The sequence below is a fragment of the Vreelandella sp. L-25 genome (genome assembly GCF_056857535.1).
The window spans coordinates 25,791-52,171 of the sequence record NZ_JBSXNH010000048.1 but is presented as its reverse complement, the minus strand read 5'-3'; the positions used below and the strand labels follow the sequence as shown (position 1 = coordinate 52,171).

The 26,381-nt window shown below is 57.4% G+C and carries 21 protein-coding genes and 2 tRNA genes; 22 read left to right on the top strand and 1 reads right to left on the bottom strand.

The window, feature by feature from the left end; translation table 11 throughout:
* Window positions 1-64 precede the first annotated feature (64 nt).
* The 7 genes from dnaK to greA all read left to right on the top strand — a co-directional run bounded on the left by dnaK (window position 65) and on the right by greA (window position 9,943).
* Complete coding sequence (gene dnaK / locus AC13CN_RS05120; RefSeq protein ID WP_062360542.1) at window positions 65-1,996, top strand: molecular chaperone DnaK; 1,932 nt, start codon at window positions 65-67, stop codon at window positions 1,994-1,996.
* Between the two features lie 109 nt (window positions 1,997-2,105).
* Entirely contained in the window at window positions 2,106-3,245 is a 1,140-nt protein-coding gene (gene dnaJ, locus AC13CN_RS05115) for a molecular chaperone DnaJ (protein WP_044629463.1), read from the top strand.
* A gap of 188 nt (window positions 3,246-3,433) precedes the next feature.
* Complete coding sequence (locus tag AC13CN_RS05110; protein ID WP_044629464.1) at window positions 3,434-3,715, top strand: DUF2218 domain-containing protein; 282 nt, start codon at window positions 3,434-3,436, stop codon at window positions 3,713-3,715.
* A 114-nt stretch (window positions 3,716-3,829) separates the two neighbouring features.
* Window positions 3,830-4,636, top strand: a complete 807-nt coding sequence (gene dapB / locus AC13CN_RS05105) for a 4-hydroxy-tetrahydrodipicolinate reductase (RefSeq protein ID WP_044629465.1) — start codon at window positions 3,830-3,832, stop codon at window positions 4,634-4,636.
* Between the two features lie 382 nt (window positions 4,637-5,018).
* Entirely contained in the window at window positions 5,019-6,164 is a 1,146-nt protein-coding gene (carA, locus tag AC13CN_RS05100; protein WP_201786194.1) for a glutamine-hydrolyzing carbamoyl-phosphate synthase small subunit, read from the top strand.
* 75 nt (window positions 6,165-6,239) lie between these two features.
* Entirely contained in the window at window positions 6,240-9,470 is a 3,231-nt protein-coding gene (gene carB / locus AC13CN_RS05095; protein ID WP_253556957.1) for a carbamoyl-phosphate synthase large subunit, read from the top strand.
* A complete protein-coding gene (gene greA / locus AC13CN_RS05090) occupies window positions 9,467-9,943 on the top strand; it encodes a transcription elongation factor GreA (protein WP_044629467.1) in 477 nt (158 codons plus the stop codon). The genes carB and greA overlap by 4 nt, the downstream gene beginning before the upstream one ends.
* A gap of 102 nt (window positions 9,944-10,045) precedes the next feature.
* Here the strand turns inward: greA and yhbY are convergent, their stop codons facing one another.
* Window positions 10,046-10,372, bottom strand: a complete 327-nt coding sequence (yhbY, locus tag AC13CN_RS05085) for a ribosome assembly RNA-binding protein YhbY (RefSeq protein ID WP_062360548.1) — start codon at window positions 10,370-10,372, stop codon at window positions 10,046-10,048.
* 114 nt (window positions 10,373-10,486) lie between these two features.
* Here yhbY and rlmE point away from each other — a divergent pair, with 114 nt between their 5' ends.
* The 15 genes from rlmE (at window position 10,487) to pnp (ending at window position 26,302) form a co-directional block, all read left to right on the top strand.
* Window positions 10,487-11,134 carry a 23S rRNA (uridine(2552)-2'-O)-methyltransferase RlmE gene (gene rlmE / locus AC13CN_RS05080; RefSeq protein WP_044629468.1) on the top strand — a complete coding sequence of 216 codons (648 nt, stop codon included), beginning with the start codon at window positions 10,487-10,489 and terminating at the stop codon, window positions 11,132-11,134.
* Between the two features lie 228 nt (window positions 11,135-11,362).
* Window positions 11,363-13,360, top strand: coding sequence for an ATP-dependent zinc metalloprotease FtsH (gene ftsH, locus AC13CN_RS05075; protein ID WP_253556958.1), 1,998 nt, complete (start codon window positions 11,363-11,365; stop codon window positions 13,358-13,360).
* A gap of 107 nt (window positions 13,361-13,467) precedes the next feature.
* Complete coding sequence (gene folP, locus AC13CN_RS05070) at window positions 13,468-14,385, top strand: dihydropteroate synthase (protein ID WP_253501985.1); 918 nt, start codon at window positions 13,468-13,470, stop codon at window positions 14,383-14,385.
* Window positions 14,382-15,731, top strand: a complete 1,350-nt coding sequence (gene glmM, locus AC13CN_RS05065) for a phosphoglucosamine mutase (protein WP_253556959.1) — start codon at window positions 14,382-14,384, stop codon at window positions 15,729-15,731. Before folP ends, glmM begins: the two co-directional genes overlap by 4 nt.
* Window positions 15,732-15,860: 129 nt before the next feature.
* A complete protein-coding gene (gene tpiA / locus AC13CN_RS05060; protein ID WP_074211096.1) occupies window positions 15,861-16,610 on the top strand; it encodes a triose-phosphate isomerase in 750 nt (249 codons plus the stop codon).
* A 4-nt stretch (window positions 16,611-16,614) separates the two neighbouring features.
* Window positions 16,615-16,974 carry a preprotein translocase subunit SecG gene (gene secG, locus AC13CN_RS05055; protein ID WP_044629472.1) on the top strand — a complete coding sequence of 120 codons (360 nt, stop codon included), beginning with the start codon at window positions 16,615-16,617 and terminating at the stop codon, window positions 16,972-16,974.
* Window positions 16,975-17,008: 34 nt separating this feature from the next.
* Window positions 17,009-17,095 (top strand) — tRNA-Leu (locus AC13CN_RS05050).
* 147 nt (window positions 17,096-17,242) lie between these two features.
* Window positions 17,243-17,319 (top strand) — tRNA-Met (locus tag AC13CN_RS05045).
* Between the two features lie 325 nt (window positions 17,320-17,644).
* Window positions 17,645-18,106 carry a ribosome maturation factor RimP gene (gene rimP, locus AC13CN_RS05040; RefSeq protein WP_044629473.1) on the top strand — a complete coding sequence of 154 codons (462 nt, stop codon included), beginning with the start codon at window positions 17,645-17,647 and terminating at the stop codon, window positions 18,104-18,106.
* A 70-nt stretch (window positions 18,107-18,176) separates the two neighbouring features.
* Complete coding sequence (gene nusA, locus AC13CN_RS05035; protein WP_253556960.1) at window positions 18,177-19,691, top strand: transcription termination factor NusA; 1,515 nt, start codon at window positions 18,177-18,179, stop codon at window positions 19,689-19,691.
* Between the two features lie 27 nt (window positions 19,692-19,718).
* A complete protein-coding gene (infB, locus tag AC13CN_RS05030; protein ID WP_253556961.1) occupies window positions 19,719-22,259 on the top strand; it encodes a translation initiation factor IF-2 in 2,541 nt (846 codons plus the stop codon).
* Window positions 22,260-22,278: 19 nt separating this feature from the next.
* Window positions 22,279-22,692 carry a 30S ribosome-binding factor RbfA gene (gene rbfA / locus AC13CN_RS05025; RefSeq protein WP_044629476.1) on the top strand — a complete coding sequence of 138 codons (414 nt, stop codon included), beginning with the start codon at window positions 22,279-22,281 and terminating at the stop codon, window positions 22,690-22,692.
* On the top strand, window positions 22,692-23,612 hold the full coding sequence (gene truB / locus AC13CN_RS05020) for a tRNA pseudouridine(55) synthase TruB (RefSeq protein WP_062360559.1): 921 nt from the start codon (window positions 22,692-22,694) through the stop codon (window positions 23,610-23,612). Before rbfA ends, truB begins: the two co-directional genes overlap by 1 nt.
* A gap of 117 nt (window positions 23,613-23,729) precedes the next feature.
* The gene (gene rpsO / locus AC13CN_RS05015; protein WP_009723734.1) at window positions 23,730-23,999 is read left to right on the top strand and encodes a 30S ribosomal protein S15; all 270 of its coding nucleotides are present in this window, start codon (window positions 23,730-23,732) and stop codon (window positions 23,997-23,999) included.
* A 137-nt stretch (window positions 24,000-24,136) separates the two neighbouring features.
* A complete protein-coding gene (gene pnp / locus AC13CN_RS05010) occupies window positions 24,137-26,302 on the top strand; it encodes a polyribonucleotide nucleotidyltransferase (protein WP_137094224.1) in 2,166 nt (721 codons plus the stop codon).
* Window positions 26,303-26,381: the final 79 nt, after the last annotated feature.

The window sequence follows — 26,381 nt, the reverse complement described above, 5'->3', positions numbered from 1 at the left end:
GCCCGCAACTTGTTTAAAGAACAAATTTTTTAGTTTTGTAACAACTGAATTCGAGGTTTTTGCTATGGGACGCATTATTGGAATCGACCTGGGCACCACTAACTCTTGTGTGGCCGTGCTCGATGGTGATAGCGCTAAAGTCATTGAAAACGCCGAAGGCGGTCGTACCACGCCTTCTATCATTGCCTACACCGACGACGGTGAAATCCTGGTAGGCCAGGCCGCCAAGCGCCAGGCCGTGACTAACCCGGAAAACACTCTTTACGCCATCAAGCGTCTGATCGGCCGTCGCTTCAAAGACGACGTCGTTCAAAAAGACATCAAGATGGTGCCCTACAAAATCGCCGAAGCCGACAACGGTGATGCGTGGGTAGAAGTAAAAGGCAAAAAAATGGCACCGCCGCAGGTGAGCGCGGAAGTGCTGAAGAAAATGAAGAAGACCGCCGAAGACTATCTCGGCGAAGCGGTCACCGAAGCGGTCATCACCGTACCGGCCTACTTCAACGACAGCCAGCGTCAGGCTACTAAAGATGCGGGCCGCATTGCCGGTCTAGACGTCAAGCGTATCATCAACGAGCCGACCGCAGCTGCTCTGGCCTACGGCATGGACAAAGCCCGTGGCGACAAAACCATCGCAGTCTACGACTTGGGTGGTGGTACCTTCGATATTTCCATCATCGAAGTCGCCGACGTGGATGGCGAAACGCAGTTCGAAGTATTGGCAACCAACGGTGACACCTTCCTGGGTGGTGAAGATTTCGACCTCGCGTTGATCAACTATCTGGTCGATCAGTTCAAGTCGGACAGCGGTATCGATCTGTCTGGCGACAACCTAGCTATGCAGCGTCTGAAAGAAGCCGCCGAGAAAGCCAAAATCGAGCTTTCCAGCGCGCAGCAGACCGACGTGAACCTGCCGTACATCACCGCCGACAACACTGGCCCGAAACACCTCAACGTGAAGGTGACCCGTGCCAAGCTGGAGTCGCTGGTCGAAGATCTGGTTCAGCGTTCGCTCGAGCCGTGCAAGATGGCGCTGAAAGATGCAGGCCTGTCCGCGTCTGAAATCGACGAAGTGATCCTGGTCGGCGGTCAGACCCGCATGCCGTTGGTTCAGAAGAAAGCGGCAGACTTCTTCGGTAAAGAAGCCCGTAAAGACGTGAACCCGGATGAAGCGGTTGCCGTGGGCGCTGCGATTCAGGGCGGTGTATTGGGTGGCGACGTAAAAGACGTTCTGCTGCTTGACGTTACCCCGCTGACCCTGGGTATCGAAACCCTGGGTGGCGTGATGACGCCGCTGATCGACAAGAACACCACCATCCCGACCAAGAAGACGCAAACCTTCTCGACCGCGGATGACAACCAGACCGCCGTGACCATTCACGTCGTTCAGGGTGAGCGTAAGCAAGTGTCGCAGAACAAGTCGCTGGGTCGCTTCGACCTCGCCGACATTCCGCCGGCACCGCGCGGTGTGCCGCAGATCGAAGTGGCGTTCGACCTCGATGCCAACGGTATTCTGAACGTGTCTGCCAAAGACAAGGCGACCGGTAAAGAGCAGTCCATCGTCATCAAGGCGTCTAGCGGCCTCTCCGATGAAGAGATCGAGCAAATGGTACGTGATGCCGAAGCCCACGCGGACGAAGACAAAAAGTTTGAAGCGCTGGTGCAGCTGCGTAACCAAGCGGACGGCATGATTCACGCCACCCGTAAGACCGTTCAAGAAGCGGGCGATAAGGCCACCGATGACGAGAAACAGGCCATCGAAAACGCCATCGCCGAACTGGAAGAAGCGGTGAAAACCGATGACCAGGACGACATCCAGAAGAAACTGGATGCGCTGACCGAAGTCTCCGGCCAGCTGGCGCAAAAGATGTACGCCGAACAGGCAGAAGCGGCCCAGGCGGGTGGTGAAGGTGCTGAAGAAGCCAACACCAAGCAGGACGATGACGTGGTTGACGCCGAGTACGAAGAAGTCAACGACGACAAGAAGAAGCAGTAACCCACCTCTTTCTGCCAAGGAAAGTGGTGACGCGGGAGGCAACTCCCGCGTTGCTGTTTCCGCGGCCGAGACGCCTATAGTGTGTAGCTAACCAGGAGGCGTAGGACCCATGTCCAAACGCGATTATTACGAAGTCCTGGGTGTCGAAAAAGGGGCCGATCAGAAAGAGATCAAAAAGGCCTATCGCCGTCTGGCGCAAAAATTCCACCCTGATCGAAACCCGGACGATACCTCCGCAGCGGAAAAATTCCGCGAAGTGTCGGAAGCTTACGAAGTTCTGAGCGATGGTGAGAAGCGCGCGGCCTACGACCAGTTCGGCCATGCCGGTGTGGATGGCCAGGGCGGCGGCTTCGGTGGCGGCGGCGCTGGCGATTTCAGCGATATCTTCGGCGATGTGTTTGGCGATATCTTCGGTGGCGGCGGTGGCCGTCGTCGTGGGCCCAACGCACCTGCACGGGGTTCCGACCTGCGCTACAACCTAGAGCTGGATCTAGAGAGCGCAGTGGCGGGCACCACGGTGGATATTCGCGTCCCGCGTCATATTGAGTGTGACCGCTGTGACGGTGGCGGCGCCGAGCCGGGCTCCACCAAAGAGACCTGCCCGACCTGTCATGGTCACGGCCAAGTACGCATGCAGCAGGGCTTCTTTGCGGTTCAGCAAACCTGCCCGACCTGTCACGGCAGTGGCCAGCACATCAAAGTGCCGTGCCACAAATGTAACGGCGAAGGGCGCGTGCGCGAAACCCGCACCCTCTCGGTGAAGATTCCGCCGGGTGTGGATACGGGAGACCGTATTCGTCTCAACGGCGAAGGCGAGAGCGGCGTGAACGGTGGCCCGGCGGGCGATCTGTACGTTCAGGTGTCCATTAAGCCGCACCACATCTTCAAGCGTGACGGTAAGCACCTGCAGTGCGACGTGCCGATCAACTTTGTTGATGCAGCGTTAGGTGGCGAGCTGGAAGTGCCCACGCTAGATGGTCGCGTGAAGCTGAAGATCCCGCCGGAAACCCAAACCGGCAAACTCTTCCGCCTGCGCGGCAAAGGCGTGAAGCCGGTACGCGGCGGTGCCCCCGGCGACCTGCTGTGCAAAGTAGTGTTGGAAACGCCCGTCAACCTCAACGACGAGCAGAAAGACCTGCTTCGCCAGCTGCAAAAGAGCTTTGATGACAGCAATAGTCATAGCCACTCGCCGAAAAAGACTGGCTTCTTCGACAGCGTGAAGAAGTTCTTTGAAGAGATGAAGCCGTAAGGTCTTTATCTATTTCATACAGTTTGTGTAGCAACGCTAAAAACCAGCATCCATTGGGTGCTGGTTTTTTGTTGCGTGTAGCTAGGTGGCTGCACCGTTGCAACGAATTCTCATGCAACGCTTGGTTCTTATCGCGGTGGGGATTAGGCTAGTGGGTGCTCACCCGCCACCTATATGGAGAGATCTCTATGCCTTTATCCCGAGCAGAAATTGCCACCCCATCCGGCGCGCGGTTGATCAACCGCCTGTGTAAACATTGGGCGCATAAGCTTGAGGTGGAGCACAGTGAGCAGGACGCCAAGATCGTGTTTGCCAGCGGTACTTGCCTGATGCACGCCGAACCTGATCGGCTACTGGTCTCCATCGAAACCCTGGAAGAAGAGCACTTGGACCAGCTAGAGGGCGTAGTCGAGAGCCATCTAATGCGTATGGCGAAAGACGAGTCGCTGGAGATTGTCTGGGAGAATTGAAAGTGCATGAAGGGCGCTGCCGTTAGCGCCGCATCGCTAAGGGTGGTCTGCTATAATTGCGGCCACCTTTTTTGTTTCTAGTTAATGCCAAATAGCGCACGCGTAGGAGTTTCCATGACCCGAATTGCCATTGTAGGCGTAGCTGGCCGCATGGGCCGCACGTTAGTTAACGCTGTTGAGCAACAGGCTGATGCCTCGCTTGCAGGCGGTATTGTGGAGCCGGGCAGCTCCCTGGCGGGCGTAGATATCGGCGAGCTGGCAGGTGTGGGTAAGCGTGGTGTGGCCGCCGTGGATTCGCTCGACGCCATTGTGGATGACTTCGACGTGCTGATCGACTTCACTGCGCCCCAAGTCACCTTGGCGAATCTGGCATTCTGCGCTGAGCACGGTAAGTGCATCGTGATCGGCACCACCGGTATGAACGATGAAGAGCTGGCCGAGCTAGATAGCTACCGCGATAAGGTGGCCATGGTGTTTGCTCCCAACATGAGCGTGGGCGTGAACCTGACGCTCAAACTACTGGAAACGGCGGCCAAGGCGCTGGGTGATGAAGGCTACGATATTGAGGTGATTGAGTCCCACCACCGCTATAAAGTCGATGCGCCTTCCGGCACGGCCATTAAAATGGGTGAAGTGGTGGCCGAAAGTTTGGGCCGTACCTTGAAAGAGCACGGCGTGTTTGAGCGGGTTGGGCAGTGCGGCCCGCGTACCGATAAAGAGATCGGCTTCGCTACCGTGCGGGCGGGCGATATCGTCGGTGAGCACACGGTGATGTTCGCCACCGAAGGCGAGCGCATCGAAATCACTCATAAAGCTTCCAGCCGTATGACCTTCGCCAAAGGGGCCGTGCGGGCGGCACGCTGGGTGGCCGCTCAGCCGCATGGCCGTTATGACATGCAGGACGTGCTGGCGCTGAGCTGAGCCGTGGGCTTGTGTTAGACCAAGGTCGGCATAAAGCGCTGGCCCTGATGCGCTAAATGCTGTAACATTCCAAAAATTTTGGCCCAGTGGCTGCAAAGAGCAGCAAAATATCTACAGTGAAGAGCTGTAGAGAGAGCACCGCGCTTGTTGCACTGGCCGTTAAGTGGGAAAAGTAGTCAGCTAAATGCTGCGCCATGGCTAACACCGTTATGAAGGCCAAGGAAAGAGAACAACAAGCGGGATGAAACCGATTTTTTATTATCGGCTTCGTCCCGCTTTTTTACGACCCGACGTTTGCACGCAAACGCCGACAACCGGATCGCCGAGCCTGCGCCCACAGGCTCCCACCAGCATGGGAGAACTTGTCTTGAATAACCCCGCATTGAGCAAACCCGCGATATTGGCCCTGGAAGATGGCAGTGTGTTTCATGGAACTGCCATTGGCGCGGATGGAGTCACAAGCGGTGAGGTGGTGTTCAATACAGCCATGACCGGCTACCAGGAAATCCTCACCGACCCCTCTTACACCCGCCAAATCGTCACCCTGACTTACCCGCACATCGGCAACACTGGCATTAACTCTGAAGATGTAGAGTCCGCCTCGATTGCGGCAGCTGGCTTGGTAATTCGCGACCTCCCTTTGCTGGCCAGTAGCTTCCGTTCTGAGCAAACCCTCTCTGATTACCTGAAAAGCCACAACGTGCTGGGTATTGCGGATATCGATACCCGCCGCCTGACGCGTATTTTGCGCGATAAAGGTGCCCAGAACGGTGCGATTCTGGCGGGTGCCGATGCAGAAGGTGAGGATGCCGTCGAGCGGGCGCTGGCGGCGGCGAAGGCGTTCCCAGGCCTGAAGGGCATGGATTTAGCCAAGGAAGTCTCCTGCAAAGAGGCTTACGAGTGGTCGGAAGGCGAGTGGGCCTTGGGCGAAGGCTATGCGGATGCGAGCCAGGGCGAGCGTCCTTACCATGTGGTCGCGTTTGATTACGGTGTTAAATTCAATATCCTGCGTATGCTGGCGGCGCGCGGCTGCCGCTTGACCGTGGTGCCTGCGCAAACCCCTGCGGCAGAGGTGCTGGCGATGAACCCGGATGGCGTGTTCCTGGCTAACGGCCCCGGCGACCCCGAGCCCTGTGACTACGCCATCAAAGCGATCCAGGAAGTGTTGGAAACCGACACGCCGGTGTTCGGCATTTGCTTGGGCCACCAGCTGCTGGCGCTGGCCTCCGGTGCCAAAACCGTCAAGATGGGCCACGGCCACCATGGTGCTAACCATCCGGTACAAGACCTAGATACCGGCACGGTGATGATCACCAGCCAGAACCATGGCTTTGCCGCCGATGAAGCCTCCCTGCCCAGCAACGTACGTGCCACGCACCGCTCGCTGTTCGATGGCACCCTGCAGGGCATTGAGCGTACCGACCGCCCGGCGTTTAGCTTTCAGGGCCACCCGGAAGCCAGCCCTGGCCCGCGCGATGTAGCGCCGCTATTTGATCGCTTTATCGCCATGATGCAGGCGCGCCGCTAAGTTAGCCGCGCTGCCTCTCATTGCCTAGTTACGCCGTTTTGATGCTCATCGTCACCACTTTTTGCGGGAACCGTTATGCCTAAGCGTACCGATATCAATAGCATTCTTATCATTGGCGCTGGTCCGATTGTCATCGGCCAGGCCTGCGAATTCGACTACTCTGGCGCTCAGGCGTGTAAAGCGCTGCGCGAAGAGGGTTACCGGGTTATTTTGGTCAACTCTAATCCGGCCACCATCATGACCGACCCTGCCATGGCCGATGCCACCTACATCGAGCCGATTACCTGGCAGGCGGTTGAGAAAATTATCGAAGCCGAACGCCCGGACGCCATTCTCCCCACCATGGGCGGCCAAACCGCGCTGAACTGTGCGCTGGATCTTGAAAAACATGGCGTACTTGCTAAGTACAGTGTTGAGATGATCGGCGCCAACGCCGACGCCATTAACATGGCGGAAGACCGCGACCTGTTCGACCAAGCCATGAAGCGCATTGGCCTGGAGTGCCCGAAAGCCAAAGTGGCGCACACCATGGACGAGGCGTGGGAAATTCAGGCAGAGCTAGGTTTCCCAACAATTATTCGTCCTTCCTACACCATGGGTGGCTCTGGCGGCGGTGTGGCGTACAACAAGGAAGAGTTCGAAGAGATCTGTACCCGCGGTTTCGAGCTTTCCAATAACCACGAGCTGCTGATTGATGAGTCGCTGCTGGGTTGGAAAGAGTACGAAATGGAAGTGGTGCGCGACAAAAACGATAACTGCATTATCGTTTGCGCCATCGAGAACTTCGACCCCATGGGCGTCCACACCGGCGACTCCATCACTGTCGCGCCGGCACAAACGCTGACCGATAAAGAGTACCAGATCATGCGGGACGCGAGCCTCGCGGTACTGCGTGAAATCGGCGTGGAAACCGGCGGCTCCAACGTGCAGTTTGGCATGGACCCGAAAACCGGTCGTCTGGTCGTGATCGAGATGAACCCGCGTGTGTCGCGCTCGTCGGCGCTGGCATCGAAGGCCACCGGTTTCCCGATTGCTAAAATCGCCGCGAAGCTGGCGGTGGGTTACACCCTTGACGAGCTGCAGAACGATATTACTGGCGGTCAAACACCAGCGTCGTTTGAGCCGTCCATCGACTATGTCGTGACCAAAATTCCGCGCTTTACGTTCGAGAAATTCCCCCAAGCGAACGACCGCCTGACCACCCAGATGAAGTCGGTGGGTGAAGTGATGGCGATTGGCCGCACGTTCCAAGAGTCGCTGCAAAAAGCGCTGCGCGGTATGGAAACCGGTAACGACGGCCTCGACCCGATCATTACCGAGTTCACCGATGAAACGATGGCCCAGATTAAGGGCGAGCTGCAGGCCGCGGGTGCCGAGCGTATCTTCTTTGTGGCTGATGCTATGCGCGCTGGTATGAGCGTGGAAGAGATCTTTGCGCTGACCAACATCGACCGCTGGTTCCTGGTGCAAATGGAAGACCTGATTCTCACCGAAGCCGCCGTGTCCAAGCGCGCCCTGGCAGAGTTCTCGGCGCGTGAGCTGTTCCAGCTCAAGCGCAAGGGCTTCTCCGATGCGCGGCTGGCGAAGCTGCTGGGCGTCTCCGAGAAGGAGTTCCGCAAGACGCGTCAGGCAGCAGGCATTCGCCCGGTGTACAAGCGCGTGGACACCTGTGCCGCCGAGTTTGCTTCCGATACCGCCTACATGTACTCCACCTATGAAGAGGAGTGCGAAGCGGACGTGTCGGATCGCCAGAAGATCATGGTGCTGGGCGGTGGCCCGAACCGTATCGGTCAGGGTATCGAGTTCGACTACTGCTGTGTGCACGCCGCCTTCGCCATGCGCGACGACGGCTATGAAACCATCATGGTCAACTGCAACCCGGAAACCGTCTCCACCGACTACGACACCTCCGACCGTCTCTACTTCGAGCCGGTGACGCTGGAAGACGTGCTGGAAATCGCCGACAAGGAGAAGCCGGTGGGCGTCATCGTCCAGTTCGGTGGCCAAACCCCGCTGAAGCTGGCTCGCGAGCTGGAAGCCGCAGGCGTGCCGATCATCGGTACCACGCCGGACGCCATCGATCGCGCCGAAGACCGTGAGCGCTTCCAGGTGATGATCGACAAGCTCGGCCTGAAGCAGCCGCCCAACGCCACGGCCCGGAGCTTCGAAGAAGCCTTCACCAAGGCCGAGAAGATCGGCTACCCGCTGGTCGTGCGCCCCAGCTACGTACTAGGTGGCCGTGCCATGGAGATCGTCTACGATGCCTCCGAGCTCGAAAACTACATGACCAACGCGGTGAAGGTCTCTAACGACTCTCCGGTACTGCTGGATCACTTCCTGAGCGCGGCGGTGGAAGTGGATATCGATGCGGTCTCTGACGGCCAGCAGGTCGTGATTGGCGGTATCATGCAGCACGTCGAGCAAGCGGGCGTTCACTCCGGTGACTCCGCCTGCGCGCTGCCGCCTTACTCGCTGCCTGCCGACGTGCAGGACGAGATGCGCGAGCAGGTCAAGAAAATGGCCGTGGAGCTGGGCGTAAAAGGTCTGATGAACGTGCAGCTCGCGTGGCAGGATGGCGAGATCTACGTGATCGAGGTCAACCCCCGTGCATCGCGTACCGTGCCGTTTGTTTCCAAGTGCATCGGCACCTCGCTGGCCCAGATTGCCGCGCGCTGCATGGCTGGTAAGACGCTGGCCGAGCAGGGCTTCGAACGTGAGATCGTGCCGCACTTCTATAGCGTCAAAGAAGCGGTCTTCCCGTTCAACAAGTTCCAGGGCGTTGATCCAATTCTCTCGCCGGAAATGAAATCCACCGGTGAAGTGATGGGCTCGGGCGATACCTTCGCGGAAGCCTTTTTCAAGGCGCAGCTGGGCGCGGGCGAGGCGATCCCGGCGCTGGATGGCGACCGTAAAGCGTTCCTGTCGGTGCGTGAGCCTGATAAGCAGGGGATTATCGAAGTGGCCCGTTCTCTGCTAACATTGGGCTTCACGCTATGTGCAACACGCGGTACCGCTGCGGCCCTCGAAGCCGCCGGGCTGCCCGTGGAGCACGTCAATAAAGTCTACGAAGGCCGTCCCCATATCGTCGATCTGCTGAAGAACGACGAAATCGCCTACATCGTGAATACCACCGAAGGTCGTCAGGCAATCAACGACTCTTCGATCATTCGCCGTACTGCTCTCGCGCGCAAGGTGCCCTATGCGACCACCTTGGCGGGCGCTAATGCTGTTTGCATGGCGCTAGAGTACGGTAGGGAGATTACGGTGCGGCGCCTTCAGGATCTGCATGCAGGAGCAAGTCAATGAACAAGGTCCCGATGACGGTAGCGGGAGAAAAAAGCCTTCGCGAAGAGCTCAACCACTTGAAGGGCGAAGCTCGCCCTCAGGTGATTGCGGCCATCGCTGAAGCGCGTGAACACGGCGACCTAAAGGAGAACGCCGAGTACCACGCCGCCCGTGAACAACAGGGGTTTATTGAAGGCCGTATTCAGGAAATCGAGAGCAAGCTCTCTGGCGCCCAGGTGATTGATGTCACCAAGCTGCCGAAAACCGGCAAGGTGATTTTTGGGGTGACTGTGTCGCTCTTGAACCTGGATAGTGATGCCAGCGTTACCTATCGCATTGTTGGCGAAGATGAAGCCGACATTAAAGCGGGGCGTATTTCGGTCACTTCACCCATTGCGCGCGCGCTGATTGGTAAAGAAGAGGGCGATGTGGTGGTGGTGAAAACGCCCGGCGGCGACGTTGAGTACGAAATTGAGAGTGTTGAACACCTCTAATGTTGTGCGGATAGCGCCATAAAAAAGGCCCGATGCAGGTAGCTGCTTCGGGCCTTTTGACTTAGCGGCGCTTGGCGCCGTGTCAGCATAGTACTGTGTGCGTTAGTGCCGCCCGTGATGGTTCTCGAAGCGGGTAACGTTGGAGAGCTTGGGGTTAGCCTTTGGGTTGCGGCGATAAAGCAGCGCCATTTTGCCAATGGTTTGCACCAGCTCGGCGTTGCTGTCAGCCAGCAGCTCGTTGATCATCGCAGCGCGGTCATCCCGTTCGGGCAGAGCGAGTTTCACTTTAATCAGCTCGTGATCATTGAGCGCGCGGCTGAGTTCTGCGAGCAAATTTTCGGAGACGCCGTTCTCAGAAACGGTGACCACTGGGTTCAAATGGTGGCCAATGCTACGAAATGCTTTCTTTTGTGCCTGTGACAAGCTCATGGTATCTTGCGGTATCCCGGTTAGCGCTTAACGTTCCATCTTACGGTGAAATGCCGCTAAGTGAAAGCAATCACGTGAACGCGCCCATCTCTTATTCCAGTGTCAGATTCCCACATGCAGCAAAAGCCTCCAAGCCGTAAACATTCAGTGAGCAAAACCAGCAACAACTGGAAGAAAGAACATTTCGACGACCAGTACGTGAAACAGAGCTGGCAGGATGGCTACCGCTCCCGGGCGAGCTATAAGCTGCTAGAGCTGGATGAGAAGGATAAACTGTTTCGTAATGGTATGACGATCATTGATCTGGGGGCAGCCCCCGGTGGATGGAGCCAAATCGCTGCCGAAAAAGTCGGGCCAGAGGGCGTGGTTATCGCCTCTGATATTCTGGAGATGGATGCGCTGGCAGGGGTGGACTTTATTCAGGGCGATTTTACCGAGGAGAGCGTACTTAACGCGATTCTTGAGCGCCTGGGAAATCGTCCGGTAGACCTTGTTATGTCGGACATGGCCCCCAATATGAGTGGTATGGCAGCCATCGATCAGCCACAAGCGATGTATCTTGTCGAGCTGGCGTTGGAGTTGGCCCGTGAAACGCTCTCGCCCAAAGGGCGGTTTTTGGTAAAGGTCTTCCAGGGGGAAGGCTTTGACGCCTACCTAAAAGAGCTGCGCGGCAGTTTTGACCGCGTGGTTACCCGCAAACCGGATGCCTCCCGGGCGCGCTCCCGAGAAGTCTATTTTTTGGCGGAGGGTTTTCGCGGTTAAACCAGTGCTGGCAAGGCCCTGGTGTTATGGCAAAGTGCTATAGCAAAGATTTATCACCACGATTGCCAGACAGGCAAGCGTAAGGTGTGTCACATTATGTACATTGGACGAACGTGACACAGATGGCCCAAAGCCAAATGTGCTTTGGCAATGGTTGAACGTTAAGCTCTAGTGTAAGGTCAGAGTATTAGCGGTTAACTGACGGATTCTTGTAATGAGGGTAGCCCCTTGAACGATATGGCGAAGAACCTGATTCTGTGGTTGGTCATCGCGGCCGTTCTACTGACAGTGTTCAATAATTTCAGTACGGAAAGCGCACCGCAAACCACTAACTACTCCCAGTTTGTGCAGCAGGTGCAAAATCAGCAGATCCGCAGCGTCACCATCGATGGGTATACCATCACCGGTGAGCGGATCGATGGTTCGCAGTTCCAGACCATCCGCCCTGCCGCAGAAGATCCCAAGCTGATCGACGACCTGCTGAGCAACAATGTCACGGTGGTCGGCAAGGCGCCGGAGCAGCAAAGCATCTGGACGCGGCTACTGATTGCCAGTTTCCCGATCCTGCTCATTCTGGCGATCTTCATGTTCTTCATGCGCCAGATGCAAGGCGGTGCCGGTGGTGGTAAGGGTGGCCCGATGAGCTTTGGCAAATCCAAGGCGAAGCTGCTCTCCCAGGATCAGATCAAAACCACCTTTGCCGATGTCGCAGGCTGCGACGAAGCGAAGGAGGAAGTAGAAGAGCTGGTCGACTTCCTGCGCGATCCCACCAAGTTCCAACGCCTGGGTGGTACCATTCCCCGCGGCGTACTGATGGTGGGCCCGCCTGGTACCGGTAAAACGTTGCTGGCCAAGTCCATTGCGGGCGAAGCCAAAGTGCCTTTCTTCTCTATTTCAGGCTCTGACTTCGTTGAAATGTTCGTTGGTGTGGGTGCATCCCGCGTTCGTGACATGTTCGAGCAGGCCAAGAAGCAGGCGCCCTGCATTATCTTTATCGACGAAATCGATGCTGTTGGCCGCTCGCGCGGTACCGGCATGGGTGGTGGTAATGATGAGCGTGAGCAGACGCTGAACCAGCTGTTGGTGGAAATGGACGGCTTTGAAGCCAACGAGGGCATTATTGTCATCGCCGCCACCAACCGCCCGGACGTTCTTGACCCCGCGCTGCTGCGCCCGGGCCGCTTCGACCGTCAGGTAACCGTGGGCTTGCCGGATATCCGTGGCCGTGAGCATATTCTGGGCGTTCACCTGCGCAAGGTGCCGCTGGCGGATGACGTGAAGCCGCAGCTGATTGCCCGTGGTACGCCTGGCTTCTCCGGTGCCGACCTGGCCAACCTGGTGAACGAGGCTGCCCTGTTTGCGGCGCGTCGTAACAAGCGCCTGGTAGGCATGGAAGAGCTTGAGCTGGCCAAGGACAAGATCATGATGGGCGCTGAGCGCAAATCCATGGTCATGACCGATAAAGAGAAGCTCAATACCGCTTATCACGAAGCAGGCCACGCGATTATTGGCTTGGTCATGCCTGAGCACGATCCGGTCTACAAGGTGACGATTATTCCCCGTGGCCGCGCGCTGGGTGTGACGATGTTCCTGCCGGAAGAGGATCGCTACAGCCTGTCGCGCCAGCAAATTATCAGCCAGATCTGCTCGCTGTTTGGCGGTCGTATTGCCGAAGAGATGACGCTGGGTGCTAACGGTGTGACCACTGGTGCATCTAACGACATCAAGCGTGCCACTGAGCTGGCTCACAACATGGTGGCCAAATGGGGTCTCTCGGATGAGATGGGCCCGATCATGTACGATGAGGACGAGTCTCACCAGTTCCTCGGTGGCCCTGGTCAGGGCGGTGGTAAGCTGAAATCTGGAGAAACCACCGCGCGTCTTGATAAAGAAGTGCGCAAGATTATCGATGAGTGTTACGAGCAGGCGCGTCAGATTCTGCATGACAACCGCGACAAGCTGGATGCCATGGCAGAAGCGCTGATGAAGTTTGAAACCATCGACGCCAGCCAGCTTAAAGACATCATGGAAGGACGTGACCCGCGTCCGCCGGAAGGCTGGAACGACGGTGACTCCTCCGGTGGTGGAATGCGCATCAGCGACGATAAGCCAGAAGCGAAAGCGGATGAGCAAGCGCCTAACGCGTCAAGCGATGAAGGCGAAGAGGATGACGATGAGCCTCGCCGTCGCCCATCTGACCCGCTAGGTGGTCCGGCAGGTCCTTAATCAAGCCATACTGCTGGTGTTAGCAAAGGCGTCCCATATTGGGGCGCCTTTTTGTTATGCTGTGGGCCAATAGCAGTTACGTTTCTTTTCTATTTTTAGGCGGTAGCATGACACCGAACGTTGACCCTTCATCGCCTTCGCGCCAAGCAGAGAGTGCTTTGCAGCTGCGCTGTGGGCGCCATACGCTTGATCTTTCGTTTCCACGGGTGATGGGTATTTTGAACGTCACGCCTGATTCGTTCTCCGATGGTGGTCAGCATGTTGCCTTAGACGATGCGCTACGCCACGCCGAGCGCATGCTGGCCGAAGGCGCTGCCTTGATTGATGTGGGCGGCGAATCGACCCGTCCAGGCGCTATGGCGGTTTCTGAGCAGCAAGAGCTAGACCGTGTTGCACCCGTAGTGGAAGCGCTGGTGCGCGAACTAGATGCGTTGGTATCGGTGGATACCAGCAGCGCCACGGTAATTCGTGAAGCCAGCGCCTTAGGGGCGGGGATGATTAACGATGTGCGTGCGCTAGAGCGCGAGGGCGCACTGGCAGCTGCCGCCAGCAGCGGTTTGCCTGTGTGTCTGATGCACCGCCAGGGTGAGCCGCAGAACATGCAGCACTCTCCTGAGTACAGCGAGCCCGTAGAGCGTGCGGTCGCGGCGTATTTATCCGAGCGTATCGATGCTTGTGAAGCGGCAGGGCTGCGCCGTCATCGTCTTTTGATCGACCCTGGCTTTGGGTTTGGCAAAACCGTCGAGCATAACCTGCGTTTGCTCAAGTATATGGAGTCGCTGCTCGCGCTTGATCTGCCGATATTGGTAGGCATGTCACGTAAAAGCATGATTGGCAAAGTACTGGGTCGTCCGGTAGAAGAGCGGTTAGCTGGCGGCTTGGCTTTGTCGGCTATGGCGGTTGAACGTGGGGCGAGCATTCTACGAGTGCATGATGTTGGGCCTACAGTGGATGCTGTGAATATGGCTTGGGCGGTACTACAAGAGGGCTGTGAGCCGCCCGTTGATAAGGAACTCTCGTTATGACACGACGCTATTTTGGTACTGACGGTATTCGCGGTACCGTGGGTCAAGCACCGATTACCGCTGATTTTATGCTCAAGTTGGGGTGGGCCGCTGGGCAGGTGCTGCGCCGTGAAAAGGGCCGCACGCGGGTATTAATTGGTAAAGACACGCGTATTTCTGGCTATATGTTTGAGTCGGCGCTGGAAGCGGGGCTTTCAGCCGCCGGTGTGGATGTTTCCCTGTTAGGGCCGATGCCCACGCCTGGGATCGCTTATCTCACACGTACCTTCCGGGCGGATGCGGGCATTGTGATTTCAGCTTCTCATAATCCGTTTGACGATAACGGCATTAAGTTTTTCTCCGCAGAAGGCAAAAAGCTGCCGGATGACGTGGAAGGCCGCATTGAAGCGATGCTGGAAGCCCCGTTGACCACCGCCGATGCAGCGCAGCTAGGTAAGGCGGCACGCATTGACGATGCCGCAGGCCGCTATATTGAGTTCTGTAAATCTACCCTGCCGGACCGACTTAGTCTGCACGGACTGAAAGTGGTATTGGATTGCGCCCACGGTGCCACTTACCATATCGCGCCCAGCGTTTTTCGCGAGCTAGGGGCGGAAGTGAGCGTGATTGGCGCCGCGCCAGATGGATTAAATATCAACCACCATGTGGGATCGACACACCCAGCAGCGCTGCGGGCGGCGGTAATTCAGCAAGGGGCGGATTTAGGCATTGCTTTCGATGGCGATGGCGACCGTGTACTGCTCGTTGATGCGGATGGTCGTGAGGTCGATGGCGACGATATTTTGTACTTAATCGCCCGTGACCGTTTTGAGCGCGGCCTTCTGGAAGGCGGAGTGGTCGGCACGCTGATGAGTAACTTCGGCCTGGGGATGGCATTAGACCGGCTCGGTATCCCGTTCCAGCGTGCCAAAGTAGGCGACCGCTTCGTGATGGAAATGATGGCAGCCAACGGCTGGGAGCTGGGCGGCGAAGCGTCGGGACACATTGTCTGTGGCCACGTACAAACGACCGGTGATGGTATTGTGTCAGCCTTGCAGGTGCTGGGGTTAATGGTGCGGGAGCAAAAACCGTTACCATCGCTGCTGAAAGGGCTGGAAAAAGTGCCGCAATCACTGGTTAATGTGCGCTTGCCCGCAGGGTTGAATGCCAAAGAGGTTATGGCTGCCCAACCGCTGTTGGATGCTGTGGCTGCATTAGAGGCTGAATTAGGGGACCAAGGGCGGGTACTGCTGCGCCCATCCGGCACCGAGCCATTAATCCGCGTAATGGTGGAAGGACGCGCTCATTTGGATGTGGATCGCTTAGCTAATAAGCTGGCAGGTCAAGTGCAGGCGCTACTCGGCTAGCATGCTGGGTCGTGAATAGCCGTCCTTGCTTGGCAGAGCGCGTCCTGCTTGTCACTGGGCTTGCAACAGCGGTTGTCTTGACAAGGCGGCTCCTATACCATTTTGCTCCACCTTGAGTGAGGATTATCCATGCGTACGCCATTAATCGCCGGTAACTGGAAAATGAACGGTTCTGCGGCGTTGATTGAGTCGTTTGGCAAAACGTTTGCTTCTGCTGCGCTGCCCGCCAATATCGACGTGGTGGTCATTCCGCCGTTTCCCTATCTAGACGCTGCGCGCCATGCGTTCAGCAACACGCCGCTGCAGTTAGGGGCGCAAACGCTTAATCCTCATCACTCCGGGGCACATACCGGGGAAGTGAGCGGTAGCATGCTCAAAGAGTTTGGTGTGGCCTACGTGTTGGTGGGGCATTCTGAGCGCCGCCAGCTTTACCGCGAAAGCGACGAGCAGGTGTTTGACCGTCTGTTGGCAGCCCTTGATACTGGGCTGACGCCTATTCTATGCGTGGGTGAAACGCTGGAAGAGCGCGATGCAGGCCGCACGATGGACGTTGTGTTGCGCCAAGTAGGCTATATCATGGCTCGCTTAGCACCAGAGCAGCGTCTGCAAATCGTTATTGCCTACGAGCCTGTGTGGGCGATAGGTACCGGCCGTACGGCCACGCCAGAGCAGGCGCAAGAGGTCATGGCAGGCATTCGTGCCTATCAGGCAGGGTTTGATGCGTCGCTTGCCGAGCAGCTGAAACTGCTTTACGGCGGTAGCATGAACGCAAGTAACGCGGCTGAGCTGCTCGCCCAGCCGGACATCGACGGCGGTTTAGTGGGCGGTGCCTCGCTTAAAACCGACGATTTCTACGCCATTTGTCAGTCAGCAGGATAACTCCATGCAAGTTGCAATTCTTATGGTTCACGTGGTGATTGCGGTCGCCTTGGTTGTACTCATCCTGCTCCAGCAGGGAAAAGGTGCCGAAGCAGGCGCAGCCTTTGGTGGTGGTGCGTCGCAAACGGTTTTCGGCTCGCGGGGCAGTGGTAACTTCCTGTCGCGTACCACCGGTATTTTAGCCGCTGGCTTTTTTGTGACCTCGATGGCTCTAGCATACTTTGCCACTCAGGCAGGCCAAGCGCCGGAAGCCGGTATTCCTGATGCGCGGCTGATCGAACAGCAGCAAAACATTCCAATGCTTGACGACTCCCCTGCAAGTATGGATAATACCGCGCCAGTGCTAGAGGAAAGCAGCGAGTAACTTCTTGATGTCGCTTTCTTTAGCCTCCCCTGATGCCGAAGTGGTGGAATTGGTAGACACGCTATCTTGAGGGGGTAGTGACCGTATGGTCGTGCGGGTTCAAGTCCCGCCTTCGGCACCATCTGTTTCGCTGGTTTACCAGCTTCCCAGAATGTCAGGATTGGCACCTGAGGCGAAAGACGCATTTGAAAAAGTTTTTGAAACAAGTTCTTGGAATGAGTTCTTGACGTAAGCCTTTCAAGTGTCTATTATCGTCGACCTAGATTGATGCGGGGTGGAGCAGTCTGGTAGCTCGTCGGGCTCATAACCCGAAGGTCATCGGTTCAAATCCGGTCCCCGCTACCATTTATCTAGTAGCATGGTTTAGGATCAACGGCATGTATTAAGGTGCTTTTGAGCTGCGAAAAATTCGCGACATGTTGCTAAAATGGTACTACAGGTTTCTTTTGAAAAGCCCCTTCCTGTGAAGGGGCTTTTTGTTAGTAGCTTTTTGTAACTGGTTTTTTGTAAACAGCTTTTATGAAGAGCTTTTTGCGAGCCAAGCGTGTCTCAAGAGCGGATGTTGTTCGAGTAGCCAGAGACACATTCCCAGGTAATGCCAATCAGCCACCTAGCTTTTCTTACGACTCCTGGCCAGGTGCCTGATGCAACGGCTATAGGAGCTTTGTCTGTGGCCACAAAACACGCTGCGCTTCACGCGCTGATCGAACCTGTCGTTGCCGCCATGGGCTTCGAGCTATGGGGTATCGACCATATTTCCCAGGGCAAGCATTCGCGGCTGGTGATTTACATCGAGCGCGAGAGCGGTGTCAGCGTGGAAGACTGCGCTGATATTAGCCGCCAAGTCAGTGCCGTGATGGATGTGGAAGACCCCATTCCCGGCGAATACCGCTTGGAAGTCTCGTCGCCCGGCATGGCACGTCCCCTTTACTCCCTGGATCACTTTATCCGCTATCAGGGCCACCAGGTCGCTCTGAAGCTACGTGTCGCGTTCGATGGGCGACGCAAATACCAAGGGCTCCTCGCAGGTGTCGAGGGCGATGAAGTGCTACTGCAACTGGAAGGCGAAGAGTACTGCTTTCCTATCGAAAGCATCGATTCTGCGCACGTTGTCCCGCAGTTCGACGAATAACACGGGTCGCGGCTTCCGGCAGGCGCCGGGATGATGCACAAAAGGACAGGTTTTCTGGCGAGGCAAACGCATGAGTAAAGAAATTTTAATGGTCGTGGACGCGATCTCTAATGAAAAAGGCGTCCCCCGCGATGTCATCTTCGAAGCGGTAGAAGCCGCGCTGGCCAGCGCGTCGCGTAAGCGTTTTGAGCACGAAGAAGCCAATGTGCGCGTGCATATTGATCGCCGCACCGGTGACTACGAGACGTTCCGCTACTGGACCGTGGTCGAAGATGACGAATTCGAAACGCCAGACTATGAAATCAAGCAGAGCATTGCCGAGCAGCGCGACCCGCCGCTGAAGCTGGGCGATGTGGTCGAGCAAAAGATCGAAAACGCTGTGTTCGGGCGTATCGCCGCGCAAACTGCCAAGCAGGTCATCGTGCAGAAAGTGCGCGAAGCCGAGCGTGCCGAAGTCGTGCGTCAGTACGCTGACCGTGAAGGCGAACTCGTTGCGGGTATCGTTAAGAAGACCACCCGTGACGGCCTGATCATTGATCTGGGAGAAAACGCCGAAGCGTTTTTGCCGCGTAACGAGATGATCCCCGGCGAGCGCTACCGGATGAACGAGCGTGTTCGCGCGCTGCTGGTCAAGGTTGACCCGGACGCTCGCGGTGCGCAGCTGCAACTCTCACGCACCTGCCCTGAATTCATCATTGAGCTGTTCAAAATTGAGGTGCCGGAAATCGCCGAGCAGCTGATTGAAATCAAAGGTGCTGCTCGCGACCCCGGCTCACGTGCCAAGATCGCAGTGAAAACCAACGACCGCCGCATTGATCCGGTCGGTGCCTGCGTCGGTATGCGTGGCTCACGGGTTCAGGCGGTATCATCTGAGCTGAAAAACGAGCGTGTAGATATCGTTCTGTGGGACGACAACCCGGCTCAACTGGTGATCAACGCCATGGCGCCGGCCGACGTGGCCTCGATCTTGGTGGACGAGGATGCGCACGCTATGGACGTCGCCGTGGCACAGGACAACCTGGCACAGGCCATTGGCCGTAGCGGCCAGAACGTGCGTTTGGCGTCTGAATTGACCGGCTGGCGGATCAACGTCATGACCGAAGATGAAGCGGAGTCCAAGCGCGAGCAGGAAATCGACAGCCTGGTGGATTCCTTTGTTCATCATCTGGGGGTCGATGATGAGGTCGCTCGCCTGCTAGTGGAGGAAGGGTTTACCACCCTGGAAGAAGTTGCCTACGTGCCGCTGGAAGAGATGCTCGAAATCGAAGAGTTCGACGAAGAGCTGGTGGAAGAGCTGCGTGCACGCGCAAAAGACGAGCTGCTGACGATGGCGATTGCCTCGGAAGAAGCGCTGGACGGTGCCCAACCAGCGGATGACCTGCTGGAGATGGACGGTATGGAGCGCCACCTGGCCTTCATTCTGGCCAGCCGCGGTATCGTCACAATGGAAGATCTCGCCGAGCAGTCTGTCGACGATCTGGTCGATATCGAGGAGTTGGACGAAGCGCGCGCAGCGGCACTGATCATGACTGCCCGTGCGCCCTGGTTTGAAGTCGATGACACATCGGATTCAAACACACAGTAAACAGGTCACGGGCTGAGGAGGGTCACTATGTCAGATATGACAGTTAAAGATTTTGCAGTAAAGGTGGGCCGCGATGTGCCCCGCCTATTGGAACAGATGAAAGAAGCTGGCTTGAAGCATGCTTCAGAAAGCGACGCCGTGTCTGAAGATGACAAGCAGACACTGCTAAGCTTTTTGAAGAAAAGCCACGGCGGCGGCGACAGCGAACCGAGCAAAAACCGTATTACGCTGACCCGTAAAACTCGCAGCCGCATCAAGACCGGCGAGCGCGGTAAAACGATCGAAGTACAGGTTCGTAAGAAGAAAACCTACGTTAAGCGCGAAGACGATGAGAAGCCGAAGGCGCCTGAGCCCAAGCACTCTGGCCCGCGTCAGTTGGTAGGCGATATGGCGGAAGCAGAAGCAGAGCGTAAAGCACGCGATGCCCGCGCCGCTGAAGAGAAAGCTGCCGCTGCGAAAGCCAAAGCTGCCGAAGACGCCGCGCGTAAAGAAGCGGAAGAGAAGGCCAAAGCCAAAGCCGCTGAAGTGCCGGATATCGAAGTGCCCGAGCTTGAAATCGACGACACGCCGGTAGCCGATGATCTGCCGCCGGCACCGCCGAAAGAGGGCCGTACCGATCGTCGTACTGCGCCGCCGAAAAAGGCAGCCGCGAAGAAGAAAGGTCGTGACGACGACGATGATCGTGGCGATCGCGAAGAGCGTAAGCGCGGCGGCGGCAAGAAAGTGAAGCGTGCCGAGCGCCGTGGCGGACGTCGTGGTGGTGCTAGCCAAAGTGGTAATGGCAAGCACGGCTTCCAGAAGCCGACGCAGCCGATCGTTCGTGAAGTCTCGATCCCTGAGTCGATCAGCGTTGCTGAGCTGGCCGACAAGATGTCGATCAAGGCTAACGAAGTCATCAAGGCCATGTTCACCATGGGTGCTGCGGTGACCATCAACCAAACAATCGACCAGGATACAGCGGCGATTGTGGTGGAAGAGATGGGCCACAAGGTCAAACTGGTGAAAGATGACGCGCTGGAAACGGAAATGCTGGAAGGCATCTCCTACGAAGGCGAAGAGATCACCCGCTCACCGGTCGTCACCGTCATGGGTCACGTTGACCACGGTAAGACCTCGCTGCTGGACTATATCCGTCGTGCGAAAGTCGCCACTGGCGAAGCGGGCGGTATTACCCAGCACATCGGTGCCTACCATGTGGAAGATGACCACGGTGGCGTGACCTTCCTGGATACCCCGGGTCACGCGGCGTTTACCGCCATGCGTGCTCGCGGTGCGAAAGCCACCGACGTGGTCATCCTGGTGGTGGCGGCCGACGACGGCGTCATGCCGCAAACCATCGAAGCCGTCGAGCACTCGAAAGCTGCTGGTGTACCGATGGTCGTGGCCGTGAACAAGATCGATAAGCCCCAGGCCGATCCTGATCGTGTCAAGAACGAGCTGTCTCAGCACGGCGTCATCTCGGAAGAGTGGGGCGGCGATACGCAGTTCGTTCACGTCTCTGCGAAGAGCGGTGAAGGCATCGAAGACCTGCTGGAAGCGATTCAGCTCGTGTCCGAGGTTCTCGAACTCAAAGCCGTTCCGTCGGCACCGGGTAAAGGGGTCGTCGTCGAGTCACGTTTGGATAAAGGCCGCGGTCCCGTGGCGACCGTGCTGGTACAAAACGGTACGCTGAAGAAGGGCGATATCGTCCTGGCTGGCCTGCATTACGGTCGCGTACGTGCGCTGACCAACGAGCTAGGCAAGCAGGTCGATACCGCTGGCCCCGCCATGCCAGTAGAGATCCAGGGTCTCGACGGCACGCCGGATGCCGGTGATGACTTCATGGTAGTCGCCGACGAGAAGAAAGCCCGCGAAGTGGCTAACTTCCGTCAGGGTAAATACCGCGAAGTGCGTCTGGCACGTCAGCAGAAGGCCAAGCTGGAGAACATGTTCAGCCAGATGGGCCAAGACGAAGTGGCCAAGGTCAACATCGTCCTCAAAGCCGACGTACAGGGCTCGCTGGAAGCGATCAAAGGCGCCTTGGAAGAGCTCTCCACCGAAGAAGTACAGGTGGCCGTGGTCTCCTCTGGTGTGGGGGGGATCACCGGTACCGACGCCAACTTGGCGCTGGCCTCGGAAGCCATCGTGGTGGGCTTCAACGTCCGTGCCGATGCCGCTGCTCGTGAGATCATCGAGCGTGAAGGTCTGGATCTGCGCTACTACAGCGTCATCTACCACCTGATCGACGAAGTCAAACAGGCGATGAGCGGTATGCTCGCCCCCGAGTGGAAAGAAGAGATCGTGGGTGTGGCCGAAGTACGCGACGTGTTCCGCGCGCCGAAGATCGGTGCGGTGGCTGGCTGTATGGTCGTCGAAGGCACCGTGTCGCGCAGCAAGCGTATCCGCGTTCTGCGTGACAACGTGGTCATCTACGAAGGTGAGCTCGAATCGCTGCGCCGCTTCAAAGACGACGTACAAGAAGTGCGTAACGGCATGGAGTGTGGCATCGGCGTGAAGAACTACAACGATGTCCAGGTCGGCGACAAGATCGAAGTCTTTGACCAAGTGAAGGTCGAGCGCAGCCTGTAAGGCCGCGCGAGGAGCAACCATGCGCGAATTTAAGCGTACCGACCGAGTAGCCGACCAGCTCCAAAAGGAGCTGGCGGTACTGATCCAACGCGAAGTGAAAGATCCGCGCTTGGGCATGGTCACGGTGAGCGGGGCCACCGTTAGTCGTGACCTTGGCTACGCCGATATCTACGTCACCCTGCTGGGTGAACAGGATCCCGAGCGTATCAAGGAGAACCTGCAGGTACTGAAACGTGCAGCAGGGTTTCTGAGAAGCCAAATCGCCCAGCGCATCAAGCTGCGTCACGTACCCGAACTGCGCTTTCATTTCGATGAAAGTGTGGTGCGCGGCCAGCACCTCTCATCGCTGATCGACGAAGCGGTCTCTTCTGACCGTGCCCGTCAAGCGGAAGACGAGGGCGGCAGTGAAGAGCAAGGTGAGGAGGCGCGCTAATGCCCCGTCGCCGTCGCGGATTACCGGTCAATGGCGTGGTGCTGCTGGATAAGCCGAAAGGCCTCTCCAGCAATCACGCGCTGCAGCGTGTGCGCCGTCTCTTTGAGGCGCAAAAAGCCGGGCATACCGGCACGCTGGACCCGATGGCGACAGGCTTGCTGCCTATCTGCCTGGGGGAGGCCACCAAGTTTTCCGCGCATCTGCTGGAAGCCGACAAGATGTATCGCACCCGGGTCGAACTGGGGGTGATCACCGATACCGGCGATGCCGAAGGCACTGTGCTGGAGCGGCGCGAGGTGCCAAACCTTGCGGTCGAGGACATCGAATCTGTCTTGACGCGTTTTCGCGGCGAGATCGATCAGGTGCCGCCCATGTACTCGGCGCTCAAGCATCAGGGTAAAAAGCTCTACGAGTTGGCCCGCGAGGGGAAACAGGTTGAACGTGCAGCGCGGCGGGTAAGCGTGTATGATGCGCGCCTGCTTTCGTTCGAGGGCACGGCGTTCGAGCTGGAAGTCAGCTGCAGCAAAGGCACGTACATCCGCACGTTGGCGGAAGACATTGGCCACGCGCTGGGCTGTGGTGCCCATATCAGTCAGCTACGTCGGCTCAAAACCGGGCCGTTCGATGGTGATGCGATGTGGACACTCGAGGCACTGGAAGCACTGGCTAGCCAAGCCGACCGCGAGGCGGAACTGATGCCCGTGGATGTGCTGGTCGATCACCTGCCGTCGCTTAGCGTCGATGACACCTCGTTTGGCCGACTGGCCCACGGACAGTCAGCCGAGCTCACCGTCGATGAATTGGCACCCGATGCGTTGGCACGACTTTATCACGCCGAGACGTTTATCGGCCTTGGCGTTGTAAAAGGGCCGCAGGAAGTGGCCCCCAAGCGGCTGTTAAGTACGGTCGCTCGTTCGTAATATCGCGGTAAAACGTTGCAAGGATGTAACGATTTGCGCGAAAATAGTCGCTTGAGACTGCAAATATGCGTGGTCTCACCCATTCATTTTTAGGCATATTGCTTACTGGAGAGACAGATGGCATTAACCGCTGAGAAAAAGGCCGAGATCGTCAACGAATACGGCCGCGGCGATAACGATACCGGTTCCCCTGAAGTTCAGGTTGCACTGCTGAGCGCCAACATCAACGGCCTGCAGGACCACTTCAAAACCAACAAGCAGGATCACCACTCCCGTCGTGGTCTGATCCGCATGGTAAACCAGCGTCGTAAGCTGCTGGACTACCTGAAGCGTAAAGATTTCGAACGCTATCAGTCTCTGATTCAGCGTCTGGGTCTGCGCCGCTAAGTTCTTAACGGCAATGATTCGAAACGGGCAGCTCCTTGTGGGCTGCCCGTTTTTTTGTTTCTGGTAGCCGTACGGCGCGTCAACGCCTAGAATGGTGGCGAGTCAAACGACCCAAGCGAAAAGACAAGTAGCTATTAATGTTAAAGGAAGTAGCCGTGAATCCGGTCAAAAAAACGTTCCAATACGGTCGCAGCACCGTCACCCTCGAAACTGGGCGTATCGCTCGCCAAGCCACTGGTGCCGTGATGGTCACCATGGACGAAACCGTCGTGCTGTGTACGGTGGTGGCGAAGAAAGATGTGAACCCAGGCCAGCCCTTTTTCCCGCTCTCGGTACACTACCAAGAGAAGACCTACGCCGTGGGTAAAATCCCCGGCGGCTTCTTTAAGCGTGAAGGTCGCCCGACGGAGAAGGAGACCCTCACGTCGCGTTTGATCGACCGCCCGATTCGCCCGCTGTTTCCGAAAGGCTTCATGAACGAAGTGCAGGTGATCTGTACCGTTCTATCCACCGACCGTAATCACGATCCGGACATCGCGGCCATGCTGGGCACCTCGGCGGCGCTGAGCATTTCTGGCGTACCGTTTAACGGCCCGATTGGCGCTGCTCGCGTTGGTTTCAACGAAGAGCAAGGCTACTTCCTGAATCCCACCGTCGAAGAGCTGACCACCTCCGAGCTGGACATGGTGGTGGCCGGTACCGAAAACGCCGTGCTGATGGTGGAGTCCGAAGCGCAAGAGTTGCTCGAAGACGAAATGCTGGGTGCCGTACTGTTTGGCCACCAGGAGATGCAAGTCGCGATCGACGCCATTAAAGAATTGACTGCCGACGCTGGTAAGCCGCGCTGGGAGTGGCAGGCGCCGGCAGAAAACGTTGCCTTGAAAACGGCCATGGCCGATGCTTTTGAAGCCAAAGTGGGTGAGGCGTACCGCATCACCGATAAAATGCAGCGCCAAGATGCACTCGCAGCGCTGAAAGACGCGGCCGTCGAACAGTTAGCGGCTGCCGAAGGCGAAGAGGAAGCGGAAGGCAAGTTCAGCAAGGATGACGTGAAAGGCGCGTTCGCAGCGCTTGAGAAGCGTGTGGTGCGCTCCCGCGTGGTCAAGGGCGAGCCGCGTATCGATGGCCGCGACAACGTCACCGTGCGTCCGCTGAACATCGAAGTCGGCGTGCTGCCGAAAACTCACGGCTCAGCCATCTTCACCCGTGGTGAGACCCAGGCCATTGCGGTCGCAACACTCGGCACGCTGCGCGATTCGCAGCTCATCGAGTCGCTGGAAGGCGAGCGTAAAGACCGCTTCATGCTGCACTACAACTTCCCTCCCTACTCGGTGGGTGAAGCGGGCTTCATGGGTGGCCCAAAGCGCCGTGAAATCGGCCACGGCCGTTTGGCGCGTCGCGGTGTCCAAGCGATGCTGCCATCCGAAGAAGAGTTCCCCTACACCATCCGTGTGGTGTCGGAAATCACCGAATCCAATGGCTCTAGCTCCATGGCGTCCGTGTGCGGTTCCTCGCTGGCGTTGATGGATGCGGGCGTTCCGCTGAAAGCCCCGGTGGCGGGTATTGCCATGGGCCTCGTCAAAGACGAAGACGGCTACGCGGTGCTGACCGATATCCTGGGTGACGAAGACCACCTGGGTGACATGGACTTCAAAGTGGCCGGTTCTGAAGAGGGCGTCACTGCCCTGCAGATGGACATCAAGATCGAGGGCATCAACGAAGAGATCATGGAGACTGCGCTGCAACAGGCCCACGATGCGCGCATCGGTATCCTGGCGCAGATGAACGCCGTGATCAGCCAGAGCCGTAACGAGGTGTCGGAAAACGCCCCTTCCATGGCGACGATCAAAATCGATCCGGACAAGATTCGCGACGTCATCGGCAAGGGCGGCGCCACCATTCGTAAGATTTGCGAAGACACCGGCGCATCGATCGATCTTGATGACGATGGCACCGTTCGCATCTACGCCGAAGACAAAGCCGCTGCCAAGAAAGCGATCGATACCGTACTGGCGATCACCGCCGAAGCGGAAATCGGCAAGCTGTACAAAGGCAAGGTCGTACGTATCGCCGACTTTGGTGCGTTCGTGAACATCATGCCGGGAACCGATGGCCTGGTGCACATCTCGCAAATCGTCCAGGAGCGCGTCAATAACGTGCGCGACTTCCTGAACGAAGGCGACGATGTCATCGTGAAGGTGTTGGATATCGACAACCGCAACCGCGTGAAGCTCTCGATCAAAGAGATCACCGAAGAAGAGAAAGCAGCGTTTGAAGCTGCCGAGGCGGACGTCGCTAGCTAACGAGTGCTCAGCGTAGGATTTACCGCCCCCGCAGCCCTTGGCTGTGGGGGCGGTGTCGTTTTGATAGGTCAGGAATGTG